This is a genomic window from Nocardia grenadensis NBRC 108939 (assembly GCF_001613445.1).
In the GTDB taxonomy this organism is placed as follows: Bacteria; Actinomycetota; Actinomycetes; order Mycobacteriales; family Mycobacteriaceae; genus Nocardia; species Nocardia grenadensis.
In genome coordinates this window covers 104,537-122,808 of sequence record NZ_BDCJ01000028.1, presented here as the reverse complement: position 1 = coordinate 122,808, position 18,272 = coordinate 104,537, and the positions used below count along the sequence as shown (strand labels likewise).

The following is an 18,272-nucleotide window of genomic DNA, read 5'->3' as shown; positions in this document are numbered from 1 at the left end:
TCACTGGTCCCGGAGGACTCGATCAGCCTCGGTCGGCGTATCCGGAGCGTTTATCTCCCGACCCACCAGCGCCCTCGTCACCACCGCTCGCTCCTGCGGATCCATCGGTTCCAGGACCAGGCGGTACCCCAACGCGGCAGCGATATTCGACAGCGCTTCGAAGGAAATGTTCGGCGGCGTCGCATTGAGCACCCGTCGAATTGTCGATCTCCGAGAATCAACCGCATCCGCGAGCGCCGACGCGGACAACTTTGCGGAGCGCTGCGCAGCGCTCAACTGATTGACGATCGAGTCCATGGTTCTCGCCCGGATCGACTCCAATACAAATGTCCGACGGAACTCCTTTTCGCCCATATTGGCCGCCAGATCATCCCAGAACACACTGCCGTTTGCCGACATCCTGCACCTCGCCGCATACCTTGTGGACATGCCGACCACGCACATCGCCTGGTGTGAGACTAGTGAGTAGCGCAGGTCTCGCGACGAAGTGGGCGGTTGTGGCGAGATCACCGGGGCTGCCTTGATCGACCCGCCGATCCTGTCCACAGACACGTGACTTGTTGGCGAACCTCCCTCGAGGAGACGACTCTGTGTATCGACCTCGGACGACTATGGGAACTACCAGCGGCGGTTGCCCGCCTGGGTCTCTGGCGCCTACGCCAGGCTCAGTCACTCCTTGGCCTGTTCAGCCGGTCCAATACAGGGTGGTATCAGAACAGTGCCAGGATGCCCCGTGGGGCACCGGACACATGAAGCCCGGCCGCCCTGCGGATCCCCCGGTATACCGCGTGGCGTGCCGCGCGGAGTGACAGTTCTCCATTTCCTTCTACCAGAAGGGAATGGAGAACTCACTCGGTCAGTCGGCTCCAGCCGTGCCACTCTGGGGTTGGGCCCCTCTGTCCCGGAGGCCCAGTCTGTGGCATTCCAGGCCACAGGATGCCGGTGCCGTGTCTGCCATTGAGGTATGCAAATCCAGGAATGTCGATGGTGCCTGCACTGTTATGAATCGTGAGCAATTTGTAGAAATTTTGTAGAAGGAGGGGGGAGACCCCGAAGATGCCCAGGTCAACGGTGGTATAGGCTTTGTCGGTCATGAAGTCGGCTTTCCCGGGTGCTGTCAGCGGTGTGCCCACGACGGTCTACCTCGATCATGCGGCGACCACACCGATGCTGCCTGCCGCGATCGAGGCGATGTCCGCTGCCTTCGCGCAGGTCGGAAACGCGTCCTCGCTGCACGGCTCGGGCCGGTCGGCCCGCCGTCGGCTGGAGGAATCGCGCGAATCGATCGCCGCGGATCTCGGTGCCCGGCCCTCCGAGGTCATCCTCTGTTCCGGCGGCACCGAGAGTGACAACCTCGCGGTGAAGGGGATCTACTGGGCCCGGCGGGACGCCGACCCGCGATGTAACCGGATCCTGGCCGCCGCCGTCGAGCACCACGCGGTGCTCGACGCCGTGGAATGGCTGGAAAAGCACGAGGGCGCCCGGGTCACCTGGCTGCCGGTGGACGCCGAGGGAATCGTGTCCCCGGAGACGCTGCGCGCCGAACTGGCCGCGCATCCCGGCGAGGTCGCGCTGGTCACCGTGATGTGGGCCAACAACGAGGTCGGGGCGATCCAGCCAATCCGGGAGCTGGCCGAGATCGCGCGGGACGCCGGAGTGCCGATGCACAGCGACGCGGTCCAGGCCGCGGCGCAACTGCCCATCGATTTCGGCGCCGCCGGACTCGCCGCCGCGAGTTTCGCCGGGCACAAACTGGGTGGGCCGCACGGGGTCGGCGTACTGCTGCTCGGCCGCCAGGTGGGTTGTGCGCCGCTGCTACACGGCGGCGGCCACGAACGGGACCTGCGCTCGGGGACCTCGGATGTCGCGGCGGTGGCCGGGCTGGCCGCGGCCCTGCGGCAGACCGTGGCCGAGCTGCCGGCCCGGTCCGTGGAACTGTCCGGTCTGCGCGACGACCTGATCGCCGGCGTGCGGCAGGCCGTCCCGGACGCGATACTCAATGGACCCCACGACGACCGGCGGCTGCCCGGTAACGCGCATTTCACCTTCCCCGGTTGCGAAGGTGATTCGCTGCTGATGCTGCTGGACGCGGCGGGGATCGAATGTTCGACCGGTTCGGCGTGCACGGCCGGGGTGGCCTCGCCCAGCCATGTCCTGGTCGCGATGGGTGTCGGGGCGCGCGAAGCGCGGGGGTCGCTGCGGTTTTCCCTTGGACACACCTCGCAGCGGTCCGATATAGAGGCAGTACTGGAAGTACTGCCGCAGGTGGTGGAACGAGCCAGGGCCGCGGGCCTGGCCGGTGCGAGAGGAGGTGCGTAGCGTATGCGAGTGCTCGCCGCGATGAGTGGTGGAGTCGATTCCGCGGTAGCGGCGGCACGGGCCGTCGACGCCGGGCACGAGGTGGTCGGAGTGCATCTGGCGCTGTCGAGTGCGCCCGGCACGCTGCGCACCGGATCCCGCGGCTGCTGTTCGAAAGAGGACGCGGGCGACGCCCGCCGGGCCGCCGATGTACTCGGCATCCCCTTCTACGTCTGGGATTTCGCGGACCGTTTCAAAGAAGACGTGATCGACGATTTCGTCGAGTCCTACGCGGCGGGGGAGACCCCCAACCCCTGCCTGCGCTGCAACGAGAAGATCAAGTTCTCGGCGCTGGCCGATCGGGCCGCGGCGCTCGGCTTCGACGCGGTGGCCACCGGCCATTACGCCCGGCTCGCCGACGGTGTGCTGCGCCGGGCCGTGGACGCGGACAAGGACCAGTCCTATGTTCTCGCGGTATTGACCGCCGAGCAGCTGTCACGGGCCATGTTCCCGGTGGGTGATACACCCAAGCCGCAGATCCGGGCCGAGGCGGCCGAACGAGGTCTGGCGGTCGCCGACAAACCGGACAGCCACGACATCTGCTTCATCCCGTCCGGGGACACCCGGGCGTTCCTGGGCGCGAAGATCGGGATCCGCCCCGGCGCCATCGTGGACTCGGGTGGTGCGGAACTGGGCCGGCACGAGGGCGTGCACGGATTCACCATCGGCCAGCGCAAGGGGCTGGGTCTGCCCGGACCGGGGCCGGACGGCAAACCGCGCTACGTCACCGATATCGACCCCGAGTCGGGCACCGTGCGCGTCGGCTCGGCCGACGATCTGCTGGTGTGGTCCATCGAGGCCGACCGGGCCGTCTGGACCGGTGGCGCGGCGCCCACCGAACCGCTCGACTGCGTGGTGCAGGTCCGCGCCCACGGGGGTACCGCGCCCGCGACGGCCGAGGCGGTCGGCGACGGTCTCGCGGTGCGTCTGCACGAACCGCTCGGCGGGGTCGCGCGGGGCCAGGCCGTGGTGCTGTACCGGCCCGACAGCGCGGGCGACGCGGTGCTCGGCAGCGGCACCATCAGCGCGACCGCGCGTACCGCGCCGGCGGGCGCACCTCGATGAACCCGTCCGGTCTCCCGGCCGGGATCGCGACGGGGGTGGGCTCGTGGCCGGGCACCGATCCCCGGGAAGCCGCGACGGTGATCGTCGGTGAGCTGACCGGCCTGCCGCATCTGGTGGAACTGCCCGCCCGCGGCGTGGGCGCCGATATGGTCGGGCGGGCTTCGGCGCTGCTCGTGGATATGCGGTTCGACACCACTCCGCGCGGCTATCGCCTGGCCGCCCGGCCGGGTGCGGTATCCCGGCGGGCGAGCGATCTGCTGCGTACCGATCTGGACGCACTCCAGGAGGCATGGGAGAACGCCGGGCTGCGCGGTTCCGGCCGCCCGGTGAAGGTACAGGCCGCCGGGCCGCTGACGCTCGCCGCGGAGGTGGAGCTGGCCGGTGGACACCGGGTGCTGACCGACCGGGGCGCGGTACGGGATCTGGCCGAATCGCTGGCCGAGGGTCTGGCCGCACATATCGCCGAGGTCGGGTCACGGCTCGAAGCCGAGGTGGTGCTCCAACTGGACGAACCTTCGCTGGGCGCCGTCCTGGCCGGTTCGCTGCGCGGGGCGAGTGTGCTGAACACGGTCGCGGCCGTACCGGAACCGGAAGCGCTGGCGATCCTGGAAACAGTGCTGGCGTCCCAGGGGGTGCCCACGATGGTGCACAGTTGCGCGACTCCGCCGCCCCTGGCCTTCCTGCGGCAGACCTCCGCGGCCGCGCTGGGGTTCGATCTGGCCGCGGTATCGGGCACCGCCGGTCTGGACGCGCTGGGTGAGGCGCTGGACGGGGGCAAACAGCTGGTTCTCGGGCTCGTGCCCACCTCACGCCCCGCGACCACGCCGGCCTGGCGTGAGATCGCCGAACCGGGCGCCCGGCTGGTCGATCGGCTCGGTTTCCCGCGCGCCGATCTGGCTCGTCGGGTGACGGTGAGTCCGGCCTGCGGTCTGGCGGCGGCGCCGCTGAGCTGGGCCCGGGACGCGCTGCGCCTGGCGGTCGATACCGCGAAGGCCTTTGCGCAGGACCCGGAGTCCCTCGTCGCCGGGTGACGCCGGTGGGGCTCGAGGCACTCGAGTGGTTCCGACGGCCCTGTTCGCGGCCGCTGCCGACCCCGGTAGCAGGTATCTCGTCACCCGGACCGGCTGGGCCGGGGTGAATCGAGCGAGGACACCGCGCCGGGACACCGGGGCGGGGGGTCGCGAAGCGCGGCACTGCCCGGCGGCCGCTATCCGCTGTCACAGGCGTGCCGGTCGTAAGGGCCTCGGTGTGCCGGGAATGCCGGCCGACGTGCGGTAACGGTGCTCGGCAGTGTCGGCGGGCCGGACTACCCTGCGAGATGTGAGTGACACCGTTGGACCCATCGAACAGGACGATGTCCGCGGAGCAGCCGCTCCCGCCCCGGCCGCCGGCGAAGCGCGAGTGCGCTGGCAGGAGCTCGCCGATACGGTGCGTGAGCATCAGTTCCGCTACTACGTGCGGGACGCGCCGATCATCTCCGACGGCGAATTCGACAAGCTGTTCCAGCAGCTGCTGGCGCTGGAGGAACGCCATCCCGACCTGCGCACACCCGATTCGCCGACGCAGCTGGTGGGCGGTGGTTTCGCCACCGATTTCACCCCGGTGGACCATCTCGAGCGGATGCTGTCGCTGGACAATGTGTTCTCCGCGGCGGATATGCGGGCCTGGGCGGCCCGAGTCGAGGAGGAGACCGGCCCGGACCTGCACTATTTGTGTGAGGTCAAGATCGACGGGGTGGCGTTGAACCTGGTGTACCGCAACGGGAAACTGGAGCGCGGTGCCACCCGGGGCGACGGGCGTACGGGCGAGGACGTCACCCTCAATGCCCGCACCATCGAGGACATCCCGCGCGAACTGAACGCCGATACCGAGTTTCCGATTCCGGACCTGCTGGAAGTGCGCGGTGAGGTGTACTTCCGGCTGGAGGATTTTGAAACGCTCAATGCGGCGATCGTGGCCGAGGGCAAACCACCGTACGCCAACCCCCGCAACACCGCGGCCGGTTCGCTGCGGCAGAAGGACCCCTCGGTCACCGCGCGGCGGCGACTGCGGATGATCTGTCACGGTCTCGGGCGCACCGAAGGGTTCACGCCGCGGTCGCTGCACGAGGCCTACCGTGCGCTGGCGGCCTGGGGTCTGCCGGTCTCCGCGCACACCACGCTGGTGCACGGTGTGGACGCCGTTCTCGAACGGATCTCCTACTGGGCCGAGCACCGCCACGATATCGAGCACGAGATCGACGGCGTGGTGGTGAAGGTCGACGAACGGTCCTTGCAGCGGCGACTGGGTTCCACCTCGCGGGCTCCGCGCTGGGCGATCGCCTACAAGTACCCGCCCGAGGAGGCCACCACCACCCTGCGCAATATCGCGGTGAACGTCGGCCGGACCGGCCGGGTCACCCCGTTCGCGATGATGGAACCCGTGGTGATCGCCGGCTCCACCGTCTCCATGGCGACCCTGCACAATGCGGCCGAGGTCGTGCGTAAGGGGGTGCTGATCGGGGATACGGTGACCATCCGGAAGGCCGGGGACGTCATCCCGGAGGTGCTGGGTCCGGTGGTCGACGCCCGCACCGGCGACGAGCGGGCCTTCGTGATGCCCACCCACTGCCCCGAATGCGGGACCGAACTCGCCTACGAGAAAGAGGGCGACGCCGATATCCGCTGCCCCAACCAGCGGAGCTGTCCCGCCCAGCTGCGGGAGCGGGTGTTCCATATGGCCGGTCGCGGCGCCTTCGATATCGAGGCACTGGGTTACGAGGCGGCGATCGCGCTGCTGAACTCCGGCGCGATCACCGACGAGGGCGATCTGTTCGATCTCGACGCCGACCGGCTGCGAAATGTCGCGCTGTTCGTCAACAAGAACGGCAGCCTCTCGGCGAACGGCAACCGGTTGCTGAGCAATCTGGCCGCGGCCAAGGACCGCCCGCTGTGGCGGGTCCTGGTCGCGCTGTCCATCCGGCATGTCGGGCCGACCGCCGCGCGGGCGCTCGCGGCCGAATTCGGCAGTCTGGAACGGATCGAGCAGGCGTCGCTGGAGCAGCTGGCGGCTGCCGAGGGCGTCGGGCCGACCATCGCGACCGCCGTCGCGGAATGGTTCGCGGTCGACTGGCATCGCGCCATCGTGGAGAAATGGCGGGCCGCCGGGGTGCGGATGGAGGACGAACGCGACGAATCCATTCCGCGCACCCTCGATGGCCTGTCCATTGTGGTGACCGGTTCGCTGGAGGGCTTCTCCCGCGACGGCGCCAAGGAGGCGATCCTGTTGCGCGGGGGTAAGGCCGCGGGGTCGGTATCGAAGAAGACGGCCTTCGTCGTCGTCGGGGAATCGCCCGGGTCCAAGGCTGCCAAGGCCGAGGAACTCGGGGTGCCGATCCTGGACGAGGACGGGTTCCGCCTCCTGCTCGAATCCGGTCCGGACGCGGTCGCGGCCGGACCGGTGGCGGAGGCCGAATCGGCGGAGTAGCGGCGGCGCGGTCGGAGGACACGACCGGGTACCGATCCTGCGGGACCGGGTCCGGACACGGCAGGATGGCGGGATGTTGCGCAGTTTTCGGGTGTCCAACCACAAATCGCTGGCCGATCTACAGGAATTGCGGTTGACCCGCGGCGCGACCGCGCCGGTCGCGGTGCCGGTGACCGCGGTCCACGGCGGCCCGGCCGCCGGTAAATCCAATCTGGTCGACGCCCTGGGGCATATGCGTGACGCGGTGCTGCACTCGGTGAGCGGCTGGGATCCCTACGCGGGCCCGGTCCGGGCGCCGCATCTCGCGCTGCCCGGGCAGCCGAGCGACTTCGAGGCCGTTTTCGTGGCCGAGGGCGTGCCCTACACCTACGGTTTCCGGTTGGATGCCGCCGAGGTCGCCGCCGAATGGCTCTACAGTCATCCGCGGTCCCGCAAACGGATCGTCTTCGAGCGCGAGGGTGAGGCGATCCGGGTTGGGCCGATGTTCGAGCCGGCGCGATTCGGGATCACCGCGCTGGTGCCGCTGGTACGCCCGAACGCCCTGCTGTTGAGCCTGGCGGGGCAGATGTACGCCGAGGCGCTGGTCCCGGCCTACCGGTGGTTCGAGACCATGCTCGAGGTGGTGGCCGGTGCCGCGGATATCGACTCGATCGAACTGCGGCTGGGTTCGCATCTGTCGCGATCCACCGAGCACGCCGCCCGGCTGCTGACCCTGCTGCAATCCGCGGACCTCGGCATCACCGATCTGCTGATCGCCCAGAACGATCCCGGCTACGCCGACTACCTGCGCGACCTCGATGCCGATATCGCCGTCCTCGGAGAACAGACCGATCGTGCGGCAGGTTCGGCGGCGTATGCCGCGCAGCTGGAACAGGACAGCGGTCTGAACGCCACTCGGCTGGCCCGTGAACTCACCAATATGCGTAATGCGCGCGATGCGCTCTACACCCGGATGGTCGGGCGGCACGGTGTCGGACTGCGGCTCGTCCACACCGATGTGGAGCCGGTTTTCACGCTGGCCGAGGAATCCTCGGCGACCCGGGCACTGCTGCGGCTGCTACCGATACTGCTCGACTCTCTCGACGCGGGGAAAGTGCTCGTGGTCGACGATATCGGCGCGCGGCTGACGGTGGAGGAGACCGACCGGCTCGTGCAGCTGTTCCAGAGCCCGGAAACCAATACGCGCGGTGCGCAACTGGTGTACACCACCGGCGATCGGGCACTGGTGGACCGGGGCAACGGCCGTTCCGCGCGGACCCGCACCAGTGTCTGGTCCGTCCGGCGTTCCGCGGGCGGTGCCAGTACTCTCGCGGTGTCCTGAAACCCGGTCGCCGCCGGGCGACGACCGGGATCCGGTTCTACTGGCTGGGTTCCGGCAGGTTGCAGCCCATCTTCGGGTTGAGGCCGACGTAATTGAGTGGACCGGCCACCACGGTCACCGCCAGCGTCGCGAAGTGGGAGCACTGCTCCGGTGGATCATTGAAATAGCCCCGTTGCCACGCGGCGACGATCCCCGCCACGAACCAGACCAGTACTACGAGGCTTGCTACTCGGCTACCCATTGCACCTGCTCGAATCGTTGATTCCGGCATGACGATCGCTTCCTTTCATGTCCGGTGGATCTGAGATACCCCGTACCGCACAACTCATGCGCGGTGCCGTCCGTCTCGCAGAAGTGATGGCCGGCGGGCCGGGCGGCCGGATTTTCGCCGCCGCAGCGGTATTCCCATGCACAAGTTCACCGGTGCGGGAGGTAGGAGCCCGGCCGCGGTGCGGCCTGTCCGGGTGCGCGGCCGGCCGACCGGATTCCATCGGCCGCGGGTCCAGGTCGTTGTCGTCCGGGTGGGAGGGTATCCGGGCCCGCATGCCCGGGCGCCGGCGCGGCGACCTCCCCCTGAGAGTGGCGTACGCCACCGAATCGCGTCGCCTCGGGCGTCGCCGGCCGCCACGACGCCCCGGGGCCTAGCATGGTGGGGTGTTCGAACTGGCGATGCTGGCGATCATGGTGGCCGCACTGGTGGGAATGCTCGTGCTGGTGTTCCGTGGGCGGAGGGGCGGGCGTATGCCCGCGGACGCGGAGATCGGTTCGTTGTATCTGACGGGGGTGAGTCCGCGCCCCGAGGCGATGGGTGAGCAGTTCGTCACCGTCACCGGGAACCTGTCCGGACCGTCCGAGCCGGGAAAGGTGGTCTACGGGCGCATGGTGTGGGACGCCGCCTATTGGCCGTCGGTCGGGGACACGCTCACCGTCGCCTATCCGCCGGGTAGGCCGGATCGGTGGCGCATCGTCGAGCCGGGCACCGGCGGGTAGCTCTCCGCCGCGGGACTCAGCCCAGGACGGTGGCGACGATTCCGGCGAGGTAGCCGAGCCGCGCGATCTCCGAGGGGCGGAAATCCGGGCCGCCGGGACGGCCGAGGAGGAGCGCCTTGCTGGAGGGGCCGAGCGGCGCGGCGGCCAGTTTGGTGTCCATATCGCGCCAGATCTCGGGGACCCAGTCGGCGTTGCCGTCGAGCGCGGTGGGTTTCTGCAGCGGCATCCACGGCACCGAGGCAGCCTGGGTCTGCGGCGCGCTCTGACTGCCCACCACGCGGTAGGCGCCGTGCGTCCCCATATCCAGGACGGTGCTCCAGCCGACCCGCAGCACCCGCGGAACCCCGTCGACCAGCACCTGGAGCCGATCGTCGCGGGCGTTGGCCACATTGTCGATCAATTCGAGCTCACGGTGGGTGTCGAGCACACCGGAGTAGGGGCGGATGGAATCGACGCGCACATCGCCGAGCGATTCCGCGGCGGTGATGAGTGTGTCGGGCAGGGCGTTGGGGGCGATCTCGACGACGAGATCGTCGACCGCGTAGCCGGCACCACGCTCCACCACGTCCAGGGAAAGGATATCGGCGCCGACCGTGCCCAGTGCTACGGCTAGCGACCCGAGGCTTCCCGGACGATCCGGAAGTTGCACGCGGAGCAGATAAGACACGTGCGTTTCCCTTTCCTTCTGCGGCCGAGGCTTACAACGGATACCCGGTCTGCCCATCCTTACACCCATTACCGAGGGTTATCGAGTCGAATTGTGCGCCTCGAACGGGGTCACAGGTGACGAATGGTGTGAAAAGGGCAAACCTCGCATTGCCGCGTGGTCCACGGCCGACCCGCGCGCGGCCCGGTGGGTGCGGCCGCGCGGCCTGCCGGGCAACCCGGTCCGGCCGCACCATTAGGCTGTTCGATGCTTGTGATCCGCAGTCCAAACTATTGCCGAAAGGGGTTCGCGGTGACCGCCATCTCCCGCGACGAGGTCGCACACCTCGCCCGGCTGTCCAGGCTCGCCCTGTCCGAGGACGAACTCGACCAGTTCGCCGGGCAGCTGGATTCGATCCTCAGCCATGTGCGGACCATCTCCGAGGTCGCCGCCGCCGATGTCCCGGCCACCGCGTCACCGGATCCGGTGACGAATGTGACCCGTCCCGATGAGGTCCGTCCCGGTCTCACCCCGGAGCAGGCGCTGTCCGGCGCACCCGCCGCCGAAGAACAGCGGTTCCTGGTTCCGCAAATCCTGGGGGAGGGCGAATGAGCGCGAGTGAACTGACCCGGCTCGGCGCGGCCGACCTCGCGAGCCGTATCCACGGCGGCGAGGTCTCCTCGGTGGAGGTGACCCGGGCGCATCTGGACCGGATCGCCGAGGTCGACGGGGAGTACCACGCCTTCCTGCACGTCGCGGGAGAGCAGGCGCTCGCCGCCGCTGCCGAGGTGGACGCCGCCCTGGCCGCCGGTGCGGTGCCGGCCTCGCCGCTGGCCGGGGTGCCGCTGGCGCTCAAGGACGTGTTCACCACGACCGATATGCCCACCACCTGCGCGTCGAAGATCCTCGAGAACTGGGTCGCCCCCTACGACGCCACGCTGACCACCCGGCTGCGTGCCGCCGGGATCCCGATTCTGGGCAAGACCAATATGGACGAGTTCGCGATGGGCTCCTCCACCGAGAACTCCGCCTACGGGCCGACCCGCAACCCGTGGGACACCACCCGCATCCCCGGCGGCTCCGGCGGCGGTTCGGCGGCGGCGTTGGCCTCCTATCAGGCGCCGCTGGCCATCGGCACCGACACCGGCGGCTCGATCCGGCAGCCGGCCGCGGTCACCGCGACCGTCGGCACCAAGCCCACCTACGGCACGGTGTCCCGGTATGGACTCGTCGCGTGCGCGTCCTCGCTCGACCAAGGCGGCCCGTGCGGCCGGACGGTGCTGGACACCGCCCTGCTGCACGAGGTGATCGCCGGACACGATCCGCGCGATTCCACCTCCCGTGATGTCGCGGTCCCGGCCGTGGTCGACGCCGCCCGGCAGGGCGCGTCGGGTGATCTGCGCGGGGTGAAGATCGGCGTGGTGAAGGAACTGCACTCCGACAGCTACCAGCACGGCGTGCTCACCTCCTTCGACGCCGCGGTCGGCGTGCTGAAGGATCTGGGCGCCGAAGTGGTCGAGGTGTCCTGCCCGCATTTCGAATACGCCCTGGCGTCCTACTACCTGGTCATGCCCAGCGAGGTCTCCTCCAACCTGGCCCGTTTCGATGCCATGCGCTACGGCCTGCGAGTGTCCGACGACGGCCACCACAGCGCCGAGCAGGTCATGGCCGCGACCCGCGCCGCCGGATTCGGTCCGGAGGTCAAGCGCCGGATCATGATCGGCACCTACGCCCTCTCGGCGGGCTACTACGACGCCTACTACGGTCAGGCGCTCAAGGTCCGCACGCTGATCGCGCGTGATTTCGACAAGGCCTACGAGCAGGTCGACGTGCTGGTGTCCCCGACCAGTCCGTTCACGCCGTGGAAGCTGGGCGAGAAGGTCGACGATCCGCTGGCGATGTACCTGTCCGATCTGTGCACCCTGCCCACCAACCTGGCCGGGCATCCGGCCATGTCGGTCCCGTCCGGGCTGAGCCGCGACGACGGGATGCCGGTGGGTCTGCAGATCATGGCGCCGGCATTGGCCGACGACCGGTTGTACCGGGTGGGCGCGGCCTACGAGGCGGCCCGCGGCGATATCGCCTGACGCGGATCGCCGGGAGCGGCGAGAGTTCGCCGAGGGCGGTGGTCCGAACGGGCCACCGCCCTCGGCGTTCCCGGGGGCCGGGCGGGTGATACCGCGTGTCAGTGGGCGTGCAGCCGCTCGGCTTCCCGTTCGACCGCGGTGGTCATCCCGGGGAACCCCTTCTTGAAGCCGCGCCCGAACAGCAGGCCGACCACCGGAGCGAGCCAGCCGTCGAGCTCGAAATGGGATTCGTAGCGGGTGCGGTCGCCGGTCAGCGGGGTCAGCGTATGCGAGCGTTTGCTGCGTAGTGCGCCGAGCGGGATCGGTTTCATGGAGTAACTGAATTCCCGGCCCGCGGTGACGCTGCGAATCCATTCGCGCATCCGGATCGGCCGGGGCGCGAGCTGCTCGACCCGCATATCGATCGGCGCACCCACCGTCAGCTCCGCCCGGCAGCGGCTGATGAACGGATTCCAGTCGCCGTACCGGTCGAAATCGGTGAGCACCGACCAGACCACCTCGGCGGGGGCAGCCACCTCGACCACGTCGTCCACAACAAGCACGTTCCCAAATTAGAACGTGTTTCAAGTCGGGTCAACCGTGGTCAGCCGGTCCGGGCGGCCGGCGGCGTGGTGACCGGCAACAGGTGCACTCCGGCCGGAAGTGCGGGGTCGGGCGGGGCGGCCGCGGGCGGCTGCGCGCATCCCGGCAACCATCGGGTACGCGGCAGGAGACGGGTGAACGCGGGCCGCGGCAGACCCGTCGCGCGGCCGGTCCGTATGGACCCGACCGGAATGCGGATACGGGGTGCCGTCGTGCGCCTGATTCGCCGGTGCAGGCGCCGGATTCCGAAGACCAGGGCGGCTACCGTCGCCAGACCGAGCGCGACCGCGCGCAGCAACCAGGGCCGGGTCGGATGGCCGGTGGCGGCCTGGGCGGCCACCTGGCTCAATGTCTCCACCACCGGGACCCCGTAGTGCTGTCGCCGCGAATTCAGGTCCACCGCGGTGGCCGCGATCTCGGCGAGGGTCTCGCAGCGGGTACGCACCACCGGTTCGGAATGCGTTTCGCAGGCCTGGTGCAGCCGCAGGCGCAGCGTCCGGTCCAGGGCCTGCCGGGCCCACGGCCCCAGCGGTGCGCCGGTGCGGTCGGCGTACCGCAGCAGGTCGTATCCGAGGTCGTGGGCCATACAGGCGGTATCGAATTCCGGTGGCAGCTCGACCGGCGAGGAACAACTGCCGTCCGGAGCCACGAGCACGCCCTGCCGGACGACCGGCCGGTAGCCGAGGTAGTCCGCGAAATCCCGCGGTATGGCTGCCACGGCGTCCACCGCCGTATCACCCGAGGTCAGACCCACCACCGCCGGCCCGGCCGGTGCCGTGACCGAAGCGTCGATACCGACGGCCTCGGAGGTCGGCGCCGGCACGGCGGTGATCACCAGGCCGAACAGCGCGGCACCGGTGAATGCCGGCAGCGAGATCCGCCGGAACCGGCGCCGGGGCCGGCGCGGGTGATCGTTACGGGGTGAAGCCATGGTGGGACACCTTAAGCGTTATGGAGCGGTGGGCCCGCACGGCAGGTCCCGCTCCCGGTAGCCGTGACCGCCGTCGAGACGGTCCGCATCCGACCGGCAAACCCGGCGCCGCGCGGGCGGCGCAGCGCTTCACTCCGGGCCGCAGCCGGGCAGTGCCGTCCCTTGGTCGGTGTCGTACCGGTGGCCGTGCCCCGCTGGCGCGCCGAGGGCGGCCGGCAGGTCCGCGGTGGTCTGCAGGAAACCGACCACGGGCAGCCAGGGCGGGGTGGGCGCGTCGCGGCGGGCGGCGGTGAGGTCCGGCGGCCGCCACAGCAGGTCGAGTGACCAGTGCACGACCGGATCGGAGGTATTGGCCAGTACCGCGGTACGGGCACCGGGCGCGGGTCCACCCCCACCGGGCATCCCGGCCCACAGCGCCGAACACACCCGGCGGTTCTGCTCGGCGGCTCCCGCGAACACCGCGCTACCGCCGAATGCGCCGAGGCTCTGTCCGTACAGGTGCAGCCGGGGCGGATCGGACATCGTGGCGATGCGCTCTTCGACGGCGGCGACCAATGCCCGCGCCGAGGCCGCCGCCGCATCCCGGCCGAAGACGAAGGTGGCCCAGCTCGGCGCGTACGAGTACTGCAGCGCGACCACCGCCACATCGCCACCGAATCGGGCACCGAAACCCTCCAGCGCCCGCGCGTCCACCCAGCCCGATCCGGTGGGTACGGCGATCACCAGATCGGAGCGGTCGAATCCGCCGGCCCGATCCAGTTCCCGAACCGCCAGCGCGGCGCGCGCGGCCAGATCCGGCGCCGAGCGGAGCCCGATATAGACCCGGACCGCGCCCGCCGGCCCGGCGCTGACGAAACGCTGTCCCTCGCGTCCCAGGGTCGACCAGCTCACCATGGACTCGGCGCTCCCCGATCGGGTCACCGCCACCGGCTCGACCAGACCCGGCTCGGGGGCGGCGTTCGCGGCGGCATAGGTTCGGTCGCCCCAGCTCACCGCCGCGGGGACCGCGAACAGCGCCACCGGCAGGCCCGCGACCACCGTCATCACCAGCATCCGGGACCAGCCGATCCGCCGGAGCAACCGGCCGCACCCGTGGACCACCGCCACCGTCCCCAGGGTGAGCAGGGTCGCGCCGACCGCCCACCCGGCCCAGTGGCCCGGACCGGCCGGCGCCACCTCCATCGCCGATCGCAGTGTCTGCTGCCAGCGCGCGGCGTACACCACCGCGCCGAGGACGCCGGCCGCGGTGACCGCGAACACCGATCGCCGGGTTCGCGGCGTGGCGACCGGGGCGGAACCCGTGGTGTGCCGGATCACGAGGCGGACGACCCGCGCGACGCCCAGCGCGACGACCACGGCCACCGCGGTGAGTACGGCCTGGGCGGCGGCGGTCCGGGGCAGCAGGCCGGGGGCCAGGGACACCGCCGTCCCGGCACCGACGGCGAGTGTGGTCGCTACCGGTGGCCAATGCCGCGGCCACCGGGTTCGGACGTAGTCGAGAAGGCCCCTGCGAATACTCGGTCGCGATGGGGTCGGAACGTTATCGGCCGGACCGGTGCCAGGGCAGGGTTGCGAGGGTGCCGGGGCATCGCCGAGTCCACCGGAGAAGGGTTCCGCTGCGGCCGGGCTGCGCTCGGAAGTGCCGGTGCGCGGCCGGGACCGGGCGGGTGCCGGGTTGTCGTCGGCTGTGTCCGGGCGGGATCGGGTTCGAGAGAGCGACGTGATGCTCCCGGGCGTGCCGGTGCCAATCCGGGACCGGCCGGGTGGCGGGGCGTCATCGGATGGATCGGGGCGAAGTCGTGTCCGGGCGGGCGCCGGGATATGGCCGGGCAGGTCGGCGCGTGGCCGGGCGCGCGACGGTGCCGGGGCCGGTGCGGCGGTGGTGGTGGTGTCAGGCATGGGGACCCCCGAGGACGGTGTGGTGCGGACGGATCGGACCGCGGGCCCCGATCCCCGGAAGCAGCGGCGCGGTGACCGGGCGGCCCAGGAAGAGGACGGCGATTACGAGCAGGAGCAGGCCGCAGATCCGCGGCAGCCACGCGGTGACGGTGTCGGCCAGGGGGAAGTCCTCCACGACCGGTACGCCGTAGTCTTGCCGCATCGAATTGAGGTCCACGGCGATCTCGGCGATCTCGGCCATCACGACGCAGCGGGCGCGCGGCAGCGGCTCCGGCCGTTGCGCGCACGCCGTGTGCATCTGTTCGGCGAGGGTCCGGTCCAGTTCCTGCCGGGCCCAGGGGCCGAGCGGGGCGCCGGTGCGGTCGGCGTAACGCAGCAGGTCGTAGCCGAGGTCGTGGGCCTGGCAGGCGGTCTCGAACTCCGCCGGCAGCGGTACCGGCGAGGAACACGATCCGTGCGGTGCGACCAGCATCCCGTCCACCGGTGCCGGGGCGTACCCGGCGACCGCGCGGAAATCCGCGGGGATCGTGGCGACTGCTCCCGGTGTGGTCAGCGCGCGTACCGCCGCCGCGGCGTCCGGTGCGGGCGCGAGACCGGCGGCATCGGCCGCGGGCGCCGACAGCAGGGATACCGCCGCGGCGACTCCGGCCGCGGCGGTCACCGCGCACCGCGCGGTTTGCAGGGAGAGCCGGGCCGGGAGGCGCACGGCATTGTTCGAGACAGCCATGGCGAGAACGTTAGGAACGGAAGGCGGTCGGAGCCGTCCTGCTCGGGTGGGGTTTGTGCGCCGACCCCGGGACCTACGCGGGTACGGGGCTAACCCCGGCGTACCGCCCGCGATTCACCCCACGGTATGAGGTGCGCCGGGGCCGGAGTTCCTAGTCTCGGGGGTATGAACGAAACGAGCATCGCGGTGCCGGGACGCCCGCGGCGGGGCCTGTGGGGCCTGATCGTCGGTCTGGGGCTGCGCTGGTGGCTCGACGCCGCCTCGGTCCTGACCGCGGTGACACTGTTCTCGGTGGCCTGGCCCACCCTGCATCTCACCCACGACGTGCCCGCGCCGCTCGCGCCGCTGATCGCCGCGTTCGCCGCGCTGCCGGTACTGCTGATGCGTAGAAATTCCTTGCTGGGCTGGGCGGTCTCGGCGGGCTCGGCGCTGTTCATCGCATTGGCCGTGCCGAACCTGCCGGGGGAGGAGATGCCGGTCCAGGTGGCGCATATCGTCGCGCTGTACTTCCTGGTGTTCGCGGTGGCCCTGCGCTCACCTCTGCAACTGGTCGCGGTGGTGTGGGGGGCGACCGCACTCCTGCTGGGCGCGGCACTGTCGGCCGAGGGGATCGACGCCGACCCGTGGGCCTGGCCGGTGTCGCTGGGTGGGCTGGTCTTCGTCGCGCTGCTGGTGCGGTCGCTGATCCGCTCCCGGTCCGAGCTCAGCAAACAGACCGAACTCAGTGATCTGGAACGGGCCCGCCGCACGATCCTGGAGGAGAAGGCGCGAATCGCGCGCGATCTGCACGATGTGGTGGCCCACCATATGTCGCTGGTCGTCGTGCAGGCGCAGACCGCACCCTACCGGGTGGAGGGTGTGAACGACGCGGCGCGCGCGGAGTTCGAATCGATCGGTGCCACCGCCCGGGAGGCGCTGAACGAGATCCGCGGTCTGCTCGGGGTGCTGCGCAGCGACGGCCAGCTCGCCGAACACGCGCCCCAGCCGACCGCCGCCGACCTGGACGCGTTGTTCGTCGGTGCGGCCCGCGCCGGGGTGGATCTCACCTGGTCGTTCGACGGGAACCTGACCGCGATCCCGGATACCGTCGGTTCCGCGCTGTACCGAATCGTCCAGGAATCGCTGGCCAATGCCGGCCGGCACGCGCCGGGCGCACCGGTGCGGGTGACGATCGCCTGCACGGGGGAGGTCGACCTCACCGTGGTCAACGGCCCGGGCGGCAGTGCCGCCGGCGGGGGGACGGGCGGGCACGGTATCCCGGGTATGCAGGCGCGCGCGCTCGCCGTCGGTGGCCGGCTCGACGCGGGCCCCGCCGCCGACGGCGGCTTCCGGGTCCACGCGCGGTTGCCGCTCACGCCCACCGTGGCGGTCGCGCCGCCCGCATCCGCCCAGGCGGGTGCGCGCTGATCCGGTGGTTGCGCCGGCGCTGCGGCCTGTGGGACCGCGCCGCGGGCGCGAGTAATCCTGTCTCCGGCGGCGGAGTTCGCCGCCCGACGCTCGGCGCACGCCGGTTTCGTCCGGGAATTAAGCTGGGCCCGTGGCAATAACCGTGTTGATCGCCGACGATCAGGCCATGGTGCGGCAAGGATTCGGAGCATTGCTCGCCGCCCAACCCGATATCAGTGTCGTCGGCGACGCGCCCAACGGAAAAGTGGCCGTCGCCGAATCGGCGCGGTTACGACCCGATGTGGTGCTGATGGATGTGCGTATGCCGGAGATGAACGGGCTCGACGCGGCCCGCTCGATCCTGGGGGCCGGATTCGATCCGCCGGTGCGCGTACTCATGCTCACCACCTTCGATATCGATGACTATGTGTACGAGGCGCTCGGAATCGGTGCCAGCGGGTTCCTGCTCAAGGACGCGCCGGCCGAGGAACTGGTTCGGGCGGTACGGGTGGTCGCCGCCGGGGAGGCGCTGCTCGCGCCGACCGTCACCCGGCGGCTGATCGCGGAAGTGACCACCCGCCGCGCGTCCCGGCGCACCCCGGCACCGGCGCTGGCGTCGCTGACCCCGCGCGAGCGCGAGATACTCGAACTCGTCGCGCGCGGGATGTCGAATACCGAAATCGCCGCGGCGCTGTTCATCGCCGAGCAGACGGTCAAAACACATGTGTCCAAGGTCTTCACCAAATTGGATCTGCGCGACCGCGCGCAAGCCGTGGTGCTGGCCTACGAATCCGGGCTGGTCACCCCCGGCTGAA

The 18,272-nt window shown here is 70.3% G+C and carries 17 protein-coding genes; 10 read left to right on the top strand and 7 right to left on the bottom strand.

The genetic code is table 11. From position 1 onward, the window contains the following. Positions 1-399, bottom strand: coding sequence for a helix-turn-helix domain-containing protein (locus NGR01S_RS26580; protein WP_157107441.1), 399 nt, complete (start codon positions 397-399; stop codon positions 1-3). Between the two features lie 693 nt (positions 400-1,092). Between NGR01S_RS26580 and NGR01S_RS26575 the strand changes: the two genes are divergently transcribed. The 5 genes from NGR01S_RS26575 to NGR01S_RS26555 all read left to right on the top strand — a co-directional run bounded on the left by NGR01S_RS26575 (position 1,093) and on the right by NGR01S_RS26555 (position 8,209). Then, the gene (locus tag NGR01S_RS26575) at positions 1,093-2,319 is read left to right on the top strand and encodes a cysteine desulfurase family protein (RefSeq protein WP_063041486.1); all 1,227 of its coding nucleotides are present in this window, start codon (positions 1,093-1,095) and stop codon (positions 2,317-2,319) included. Positions 2,320-2,322: 3 nt separating this feature from the next. Further along, complete coding sequence (gene mnmA / locus NGR01S_RS26570; protein ID WP_063041484.1) at positions 2,323-3,423, top strand: tRNA 2-thiouridine(34) synthase MnmA; 1,101 nt, start codon at positions 2,323-2,325, stop codon at positions 3,421-3,423. Then, entirely contained in the window at positions 3,420-4,454 is a 1,035-nt protein-coding gene (locus NGR01S_RS26565) for a methionine synthase (protein WP_063041480.1), read from the top strand. Before mnmA ends, NGR01S_RS26565 begins: the two co-directional genes overlap by 4 nt. A 310-nt stretch (positions 4,455-4,764) precedes the next feature. After that, positions 4,765-6,888 carry an NAD-dependent DNA ligase LigA gene (ligA, locus tag NGR01S_RS26560; protein ID WP_063041570.1) on the top strand — a complete coding sequence of 708 codons (2,124 nt, stop codon included), beginning with the start codon at positions 4,765-4,767 and terminating at the stop codon, positions 6,886-6,888. Between the two features lie 73 nt (positions 6,889-6,961). Continuing rightward, positions 6,962-8,209 carry an AAA family ATPase gene (locus tag NGR01S_RS26555; protein WP_063041478.1) on the top strand — a complete coding sequence of 416 codons (1,248 nt, stop codon included), beginning with the start codon at positions 6,962-6,964 and terminating at the stop codon, positions 8,207-8,209. Between the two features lie 37 nt (positions 8,210-8,246). On the opposite strand, the gene NGR01S_RS26550 is transcribed toward NGR01S_RS26555, so the two are convergent. Continuing rightward, positions 8,247-8,450 (bottom strand): hypothetical protein, encoded by a 204-nt coding sequence (locus tag NGR01S_RS26550; RefSeq protein WP_063041476.1) that lies wholly within the window; start codon positions 8,448-8,450, stop codon positions 8,247-8,249. A 413-nt stretch (positions 8,451-8,863) separates the two neighbouring features. Here NGR01S_RS26550 and NGR01S_RS26545 point away from each other — a divergent pair, with 413 nt between their 5' ends. Next, the gene (locus tag NGR01S_RS26545) at positions 8,864-9,199 is read left to right on the top strand and encodes a hypothetical protein (RefSeq protein ID WP_373861466.1); all 336 of its coding nucleotides are present in this window, start codon (positions 8,864-8,866) and stop codon (positions 9,197-9,199) included. Between the two features lie 16 nt (positions 9,200-9,215). On the opposite strand, the gene NGR01S_RS26540 is transcribed toward NGR01S_RS26545, so the two are convergent. Beyond that, positions 9,216-9,866, bottom strand: coding sequence for an ACT domain-containing protein (locus NGR01S_RS26540; RefSeq protein WP_039825984.1), 651 nt, complete (start codon positions 9,864-9,866; stop codon positions 9,216-9,218). 291 nt (positions 9,867-10,157) lie between these two features. Here NGR01S_RS26540 and gatC point away from each other — a divergent pair, with 291 nt between their 5' ends. Beyond that, positions 10,158-10,457 (top strand): Asp-tRNA(Asn)/Glu-tRNA(Gln) amidotransferase subunit GatC, encoded by a 300-nt coding sequence (gene gatC / locus NGR01S_RS26535; protein ID WP_063041474.1) that lies wholly within the window; start codon positions 10,158-10,160, stop codon positions 10,455-10,457. Then, complete coding sequence (gene gatA / locus NGR01S_RS26530; protein WP_063041472.1) at positions 10,454-11,932, top strand: Asp-tRNA(Asn)/Glu-tRNA(Gln) amidotransferase subunit GatA; 1,479 nt, start codon at positions 10,454-10,456, stop codon at positions 11,930-11,932. The genes gatC and gatA overlap by 4 nt, the downstream gene beginning before the upstream one ends. A gap of 98 nt (positions 11,933-12,030) precedes the next feature. Here the strand turns inward: gatA and NGR01S_RS26525 are convergent, their stop codons facing one another. The 4 genes from NGR01S_RS26525 to NGR01S_RS26510 all read right to left on the bottom strand — a co-directional run bounded on the left by NGR01S_RS26525 (position 12,031) and on the right by NGR01S_RS26510 (position 16,071). Continuing rightward, entirely contained in the window at positions 12,031-12,474 is a 444-nt protein-coding gene (locus NGR01S_RS26525; protein ID WP_063041470.1) for an SRPBCC domain-containing protein, read from the bottom strand. A gap of 41 nt (positions 12,475-12,515) precedes the next feature. Beyond that, a complete protein-coding gene (locus NGR01S_RS31800) occupies positions 12,516-13,445 on the bottom strand; it encodes a hypothetical protein (protein WP_063041468.1) in 930 nt (309 codons plus the stop codon). A 129-nt stretch (positions 13,446-13,574) separates the two neighbouring features. Beyond that, entirely contained in the window at positions 13,575-14,867 is a 1,293-nt protein-coding gene (locus tag NGR01S_RS26515) for an alpha/beta-hydrolase family protein (protein WP_245664794.1), read from the bottom strand. 469 nt (positions 14,868-15,336) lie between these two features. Beyond that, entirely contained in the window at positions 15,337-16,071 is a 735-nt protein-coding gene (locus NGR01S_RS26510) for a hypothetical protein (RefSeq protein WP_063041466.1), read from the bottom strand. 165 nt (positions 16,072-16,236) lie between these two features. On the opposite strand from NGR01S_RS26510, the gene NGR01S_RS26505 reads away from it, so the two are divergent. After that, positions 16,237-17,478: a sensor histidine kinase gene (locus tag NGR01S_RS26505; protein ID WP_084481730.1), complete on the top strand. Its 1,242-nt coding sequence runs from the start codon at positions 16,237-16,239 to the stop codon at positions 17,476-17,478. A 130-nt stretch (positions 17,479-17,608) separates the two neighbouring features. Further along, positions 17,609-18,271 (top strand): response regulator, encoded by a 663-nt coding sequence (locus tag NGR01S_RS26500; protein WP_063041464.1) that lies wholly within the window; start codon positions 17,609-17,611, stop codon positions 18,269-18,271. The last annotated feature ends 1 nt before the right edge of the window (position 18,272 follow it).

What these genes read in the sequence shown, in the direction of transcription:
- NGR01S_RS26580 (WP_157107441.1), bottom strand. Translation starts at nt 399, where the DNA reads ATGTCGGCAAACGGCAGTGTGTTCTGGGATGATCTGGCGGCCAATATG.
- NGR01S_RS26575 (WP_063041486.1), top strand. Translation starts at nt 1,093, where the DNA reads ATGAAGTCGGCTTTCCCGGGTGCTGTCAGCGGTGTGCCCACGACGGTC.
- mnmA (WP_063041484.1), top strand. Translation starts at nt 2,323, where the DNA reads ATGCGAGTGCTCGCCGCGATGAGTGGTGGAGTCGATTCCGCGGTAGCG.
- NGR01S_RS26565 (WP_063041480.1), top strand. Translation starts at nt 3,420, where the DNA reads ATGAACCCGTCCGGTCTCCCGGCCGGGATCGCGACGGGGGTGGGCTCG.
- NGR01S_RS26555 (WP_063041478.1), top strand. Translation starts at nt 6,962, where the DNA reads ATGTTGCGCAGTTTTCGGGTGTCCAACCACAAATCGCTGGCCGATCTA.
- NGR01S_RS26550 (WP_063041476.1), bottom strand. Translation starts at nt 8,450, where the DNA reads ATGGGTAGCCGAGTAGCAAGCCTCGTAGTACTGGTCTGGTTCGTGGCG.
- gatA (WP_063041472.1), top strand. Translation starts at nt 10,454, where the DNA reads ATGAGCGCGAGTGAACTGACCCGGCTCGGCGCGGCCGACCTCGCGAGC.
- NGR01S_RS31800 (WP_063041468.1), bottom strand. Translation starts at nt 13,445, where the DNA reads ATGGCTTCACCCCGTAACGATCACCCGCGCCGGCCCCGGCGCCGGTTC.
- NGR01S_RS26510 (WP_063041466.1), bottom strand. Translation starts at nt 16,071, where the DNA reads ATGGCTGTCTCGAACAATGCCGTGCGCCTCCCGGCCCGGCTCTCCCTG.
- NGR01S_RS26505 (WP_084481730.1), top strand. Translation starts at nt 16,237, where the DNA reads ATGAACGAAACGAGCATCGCGGTGCCGGGACGCCCGCGGCGGGGCCTG.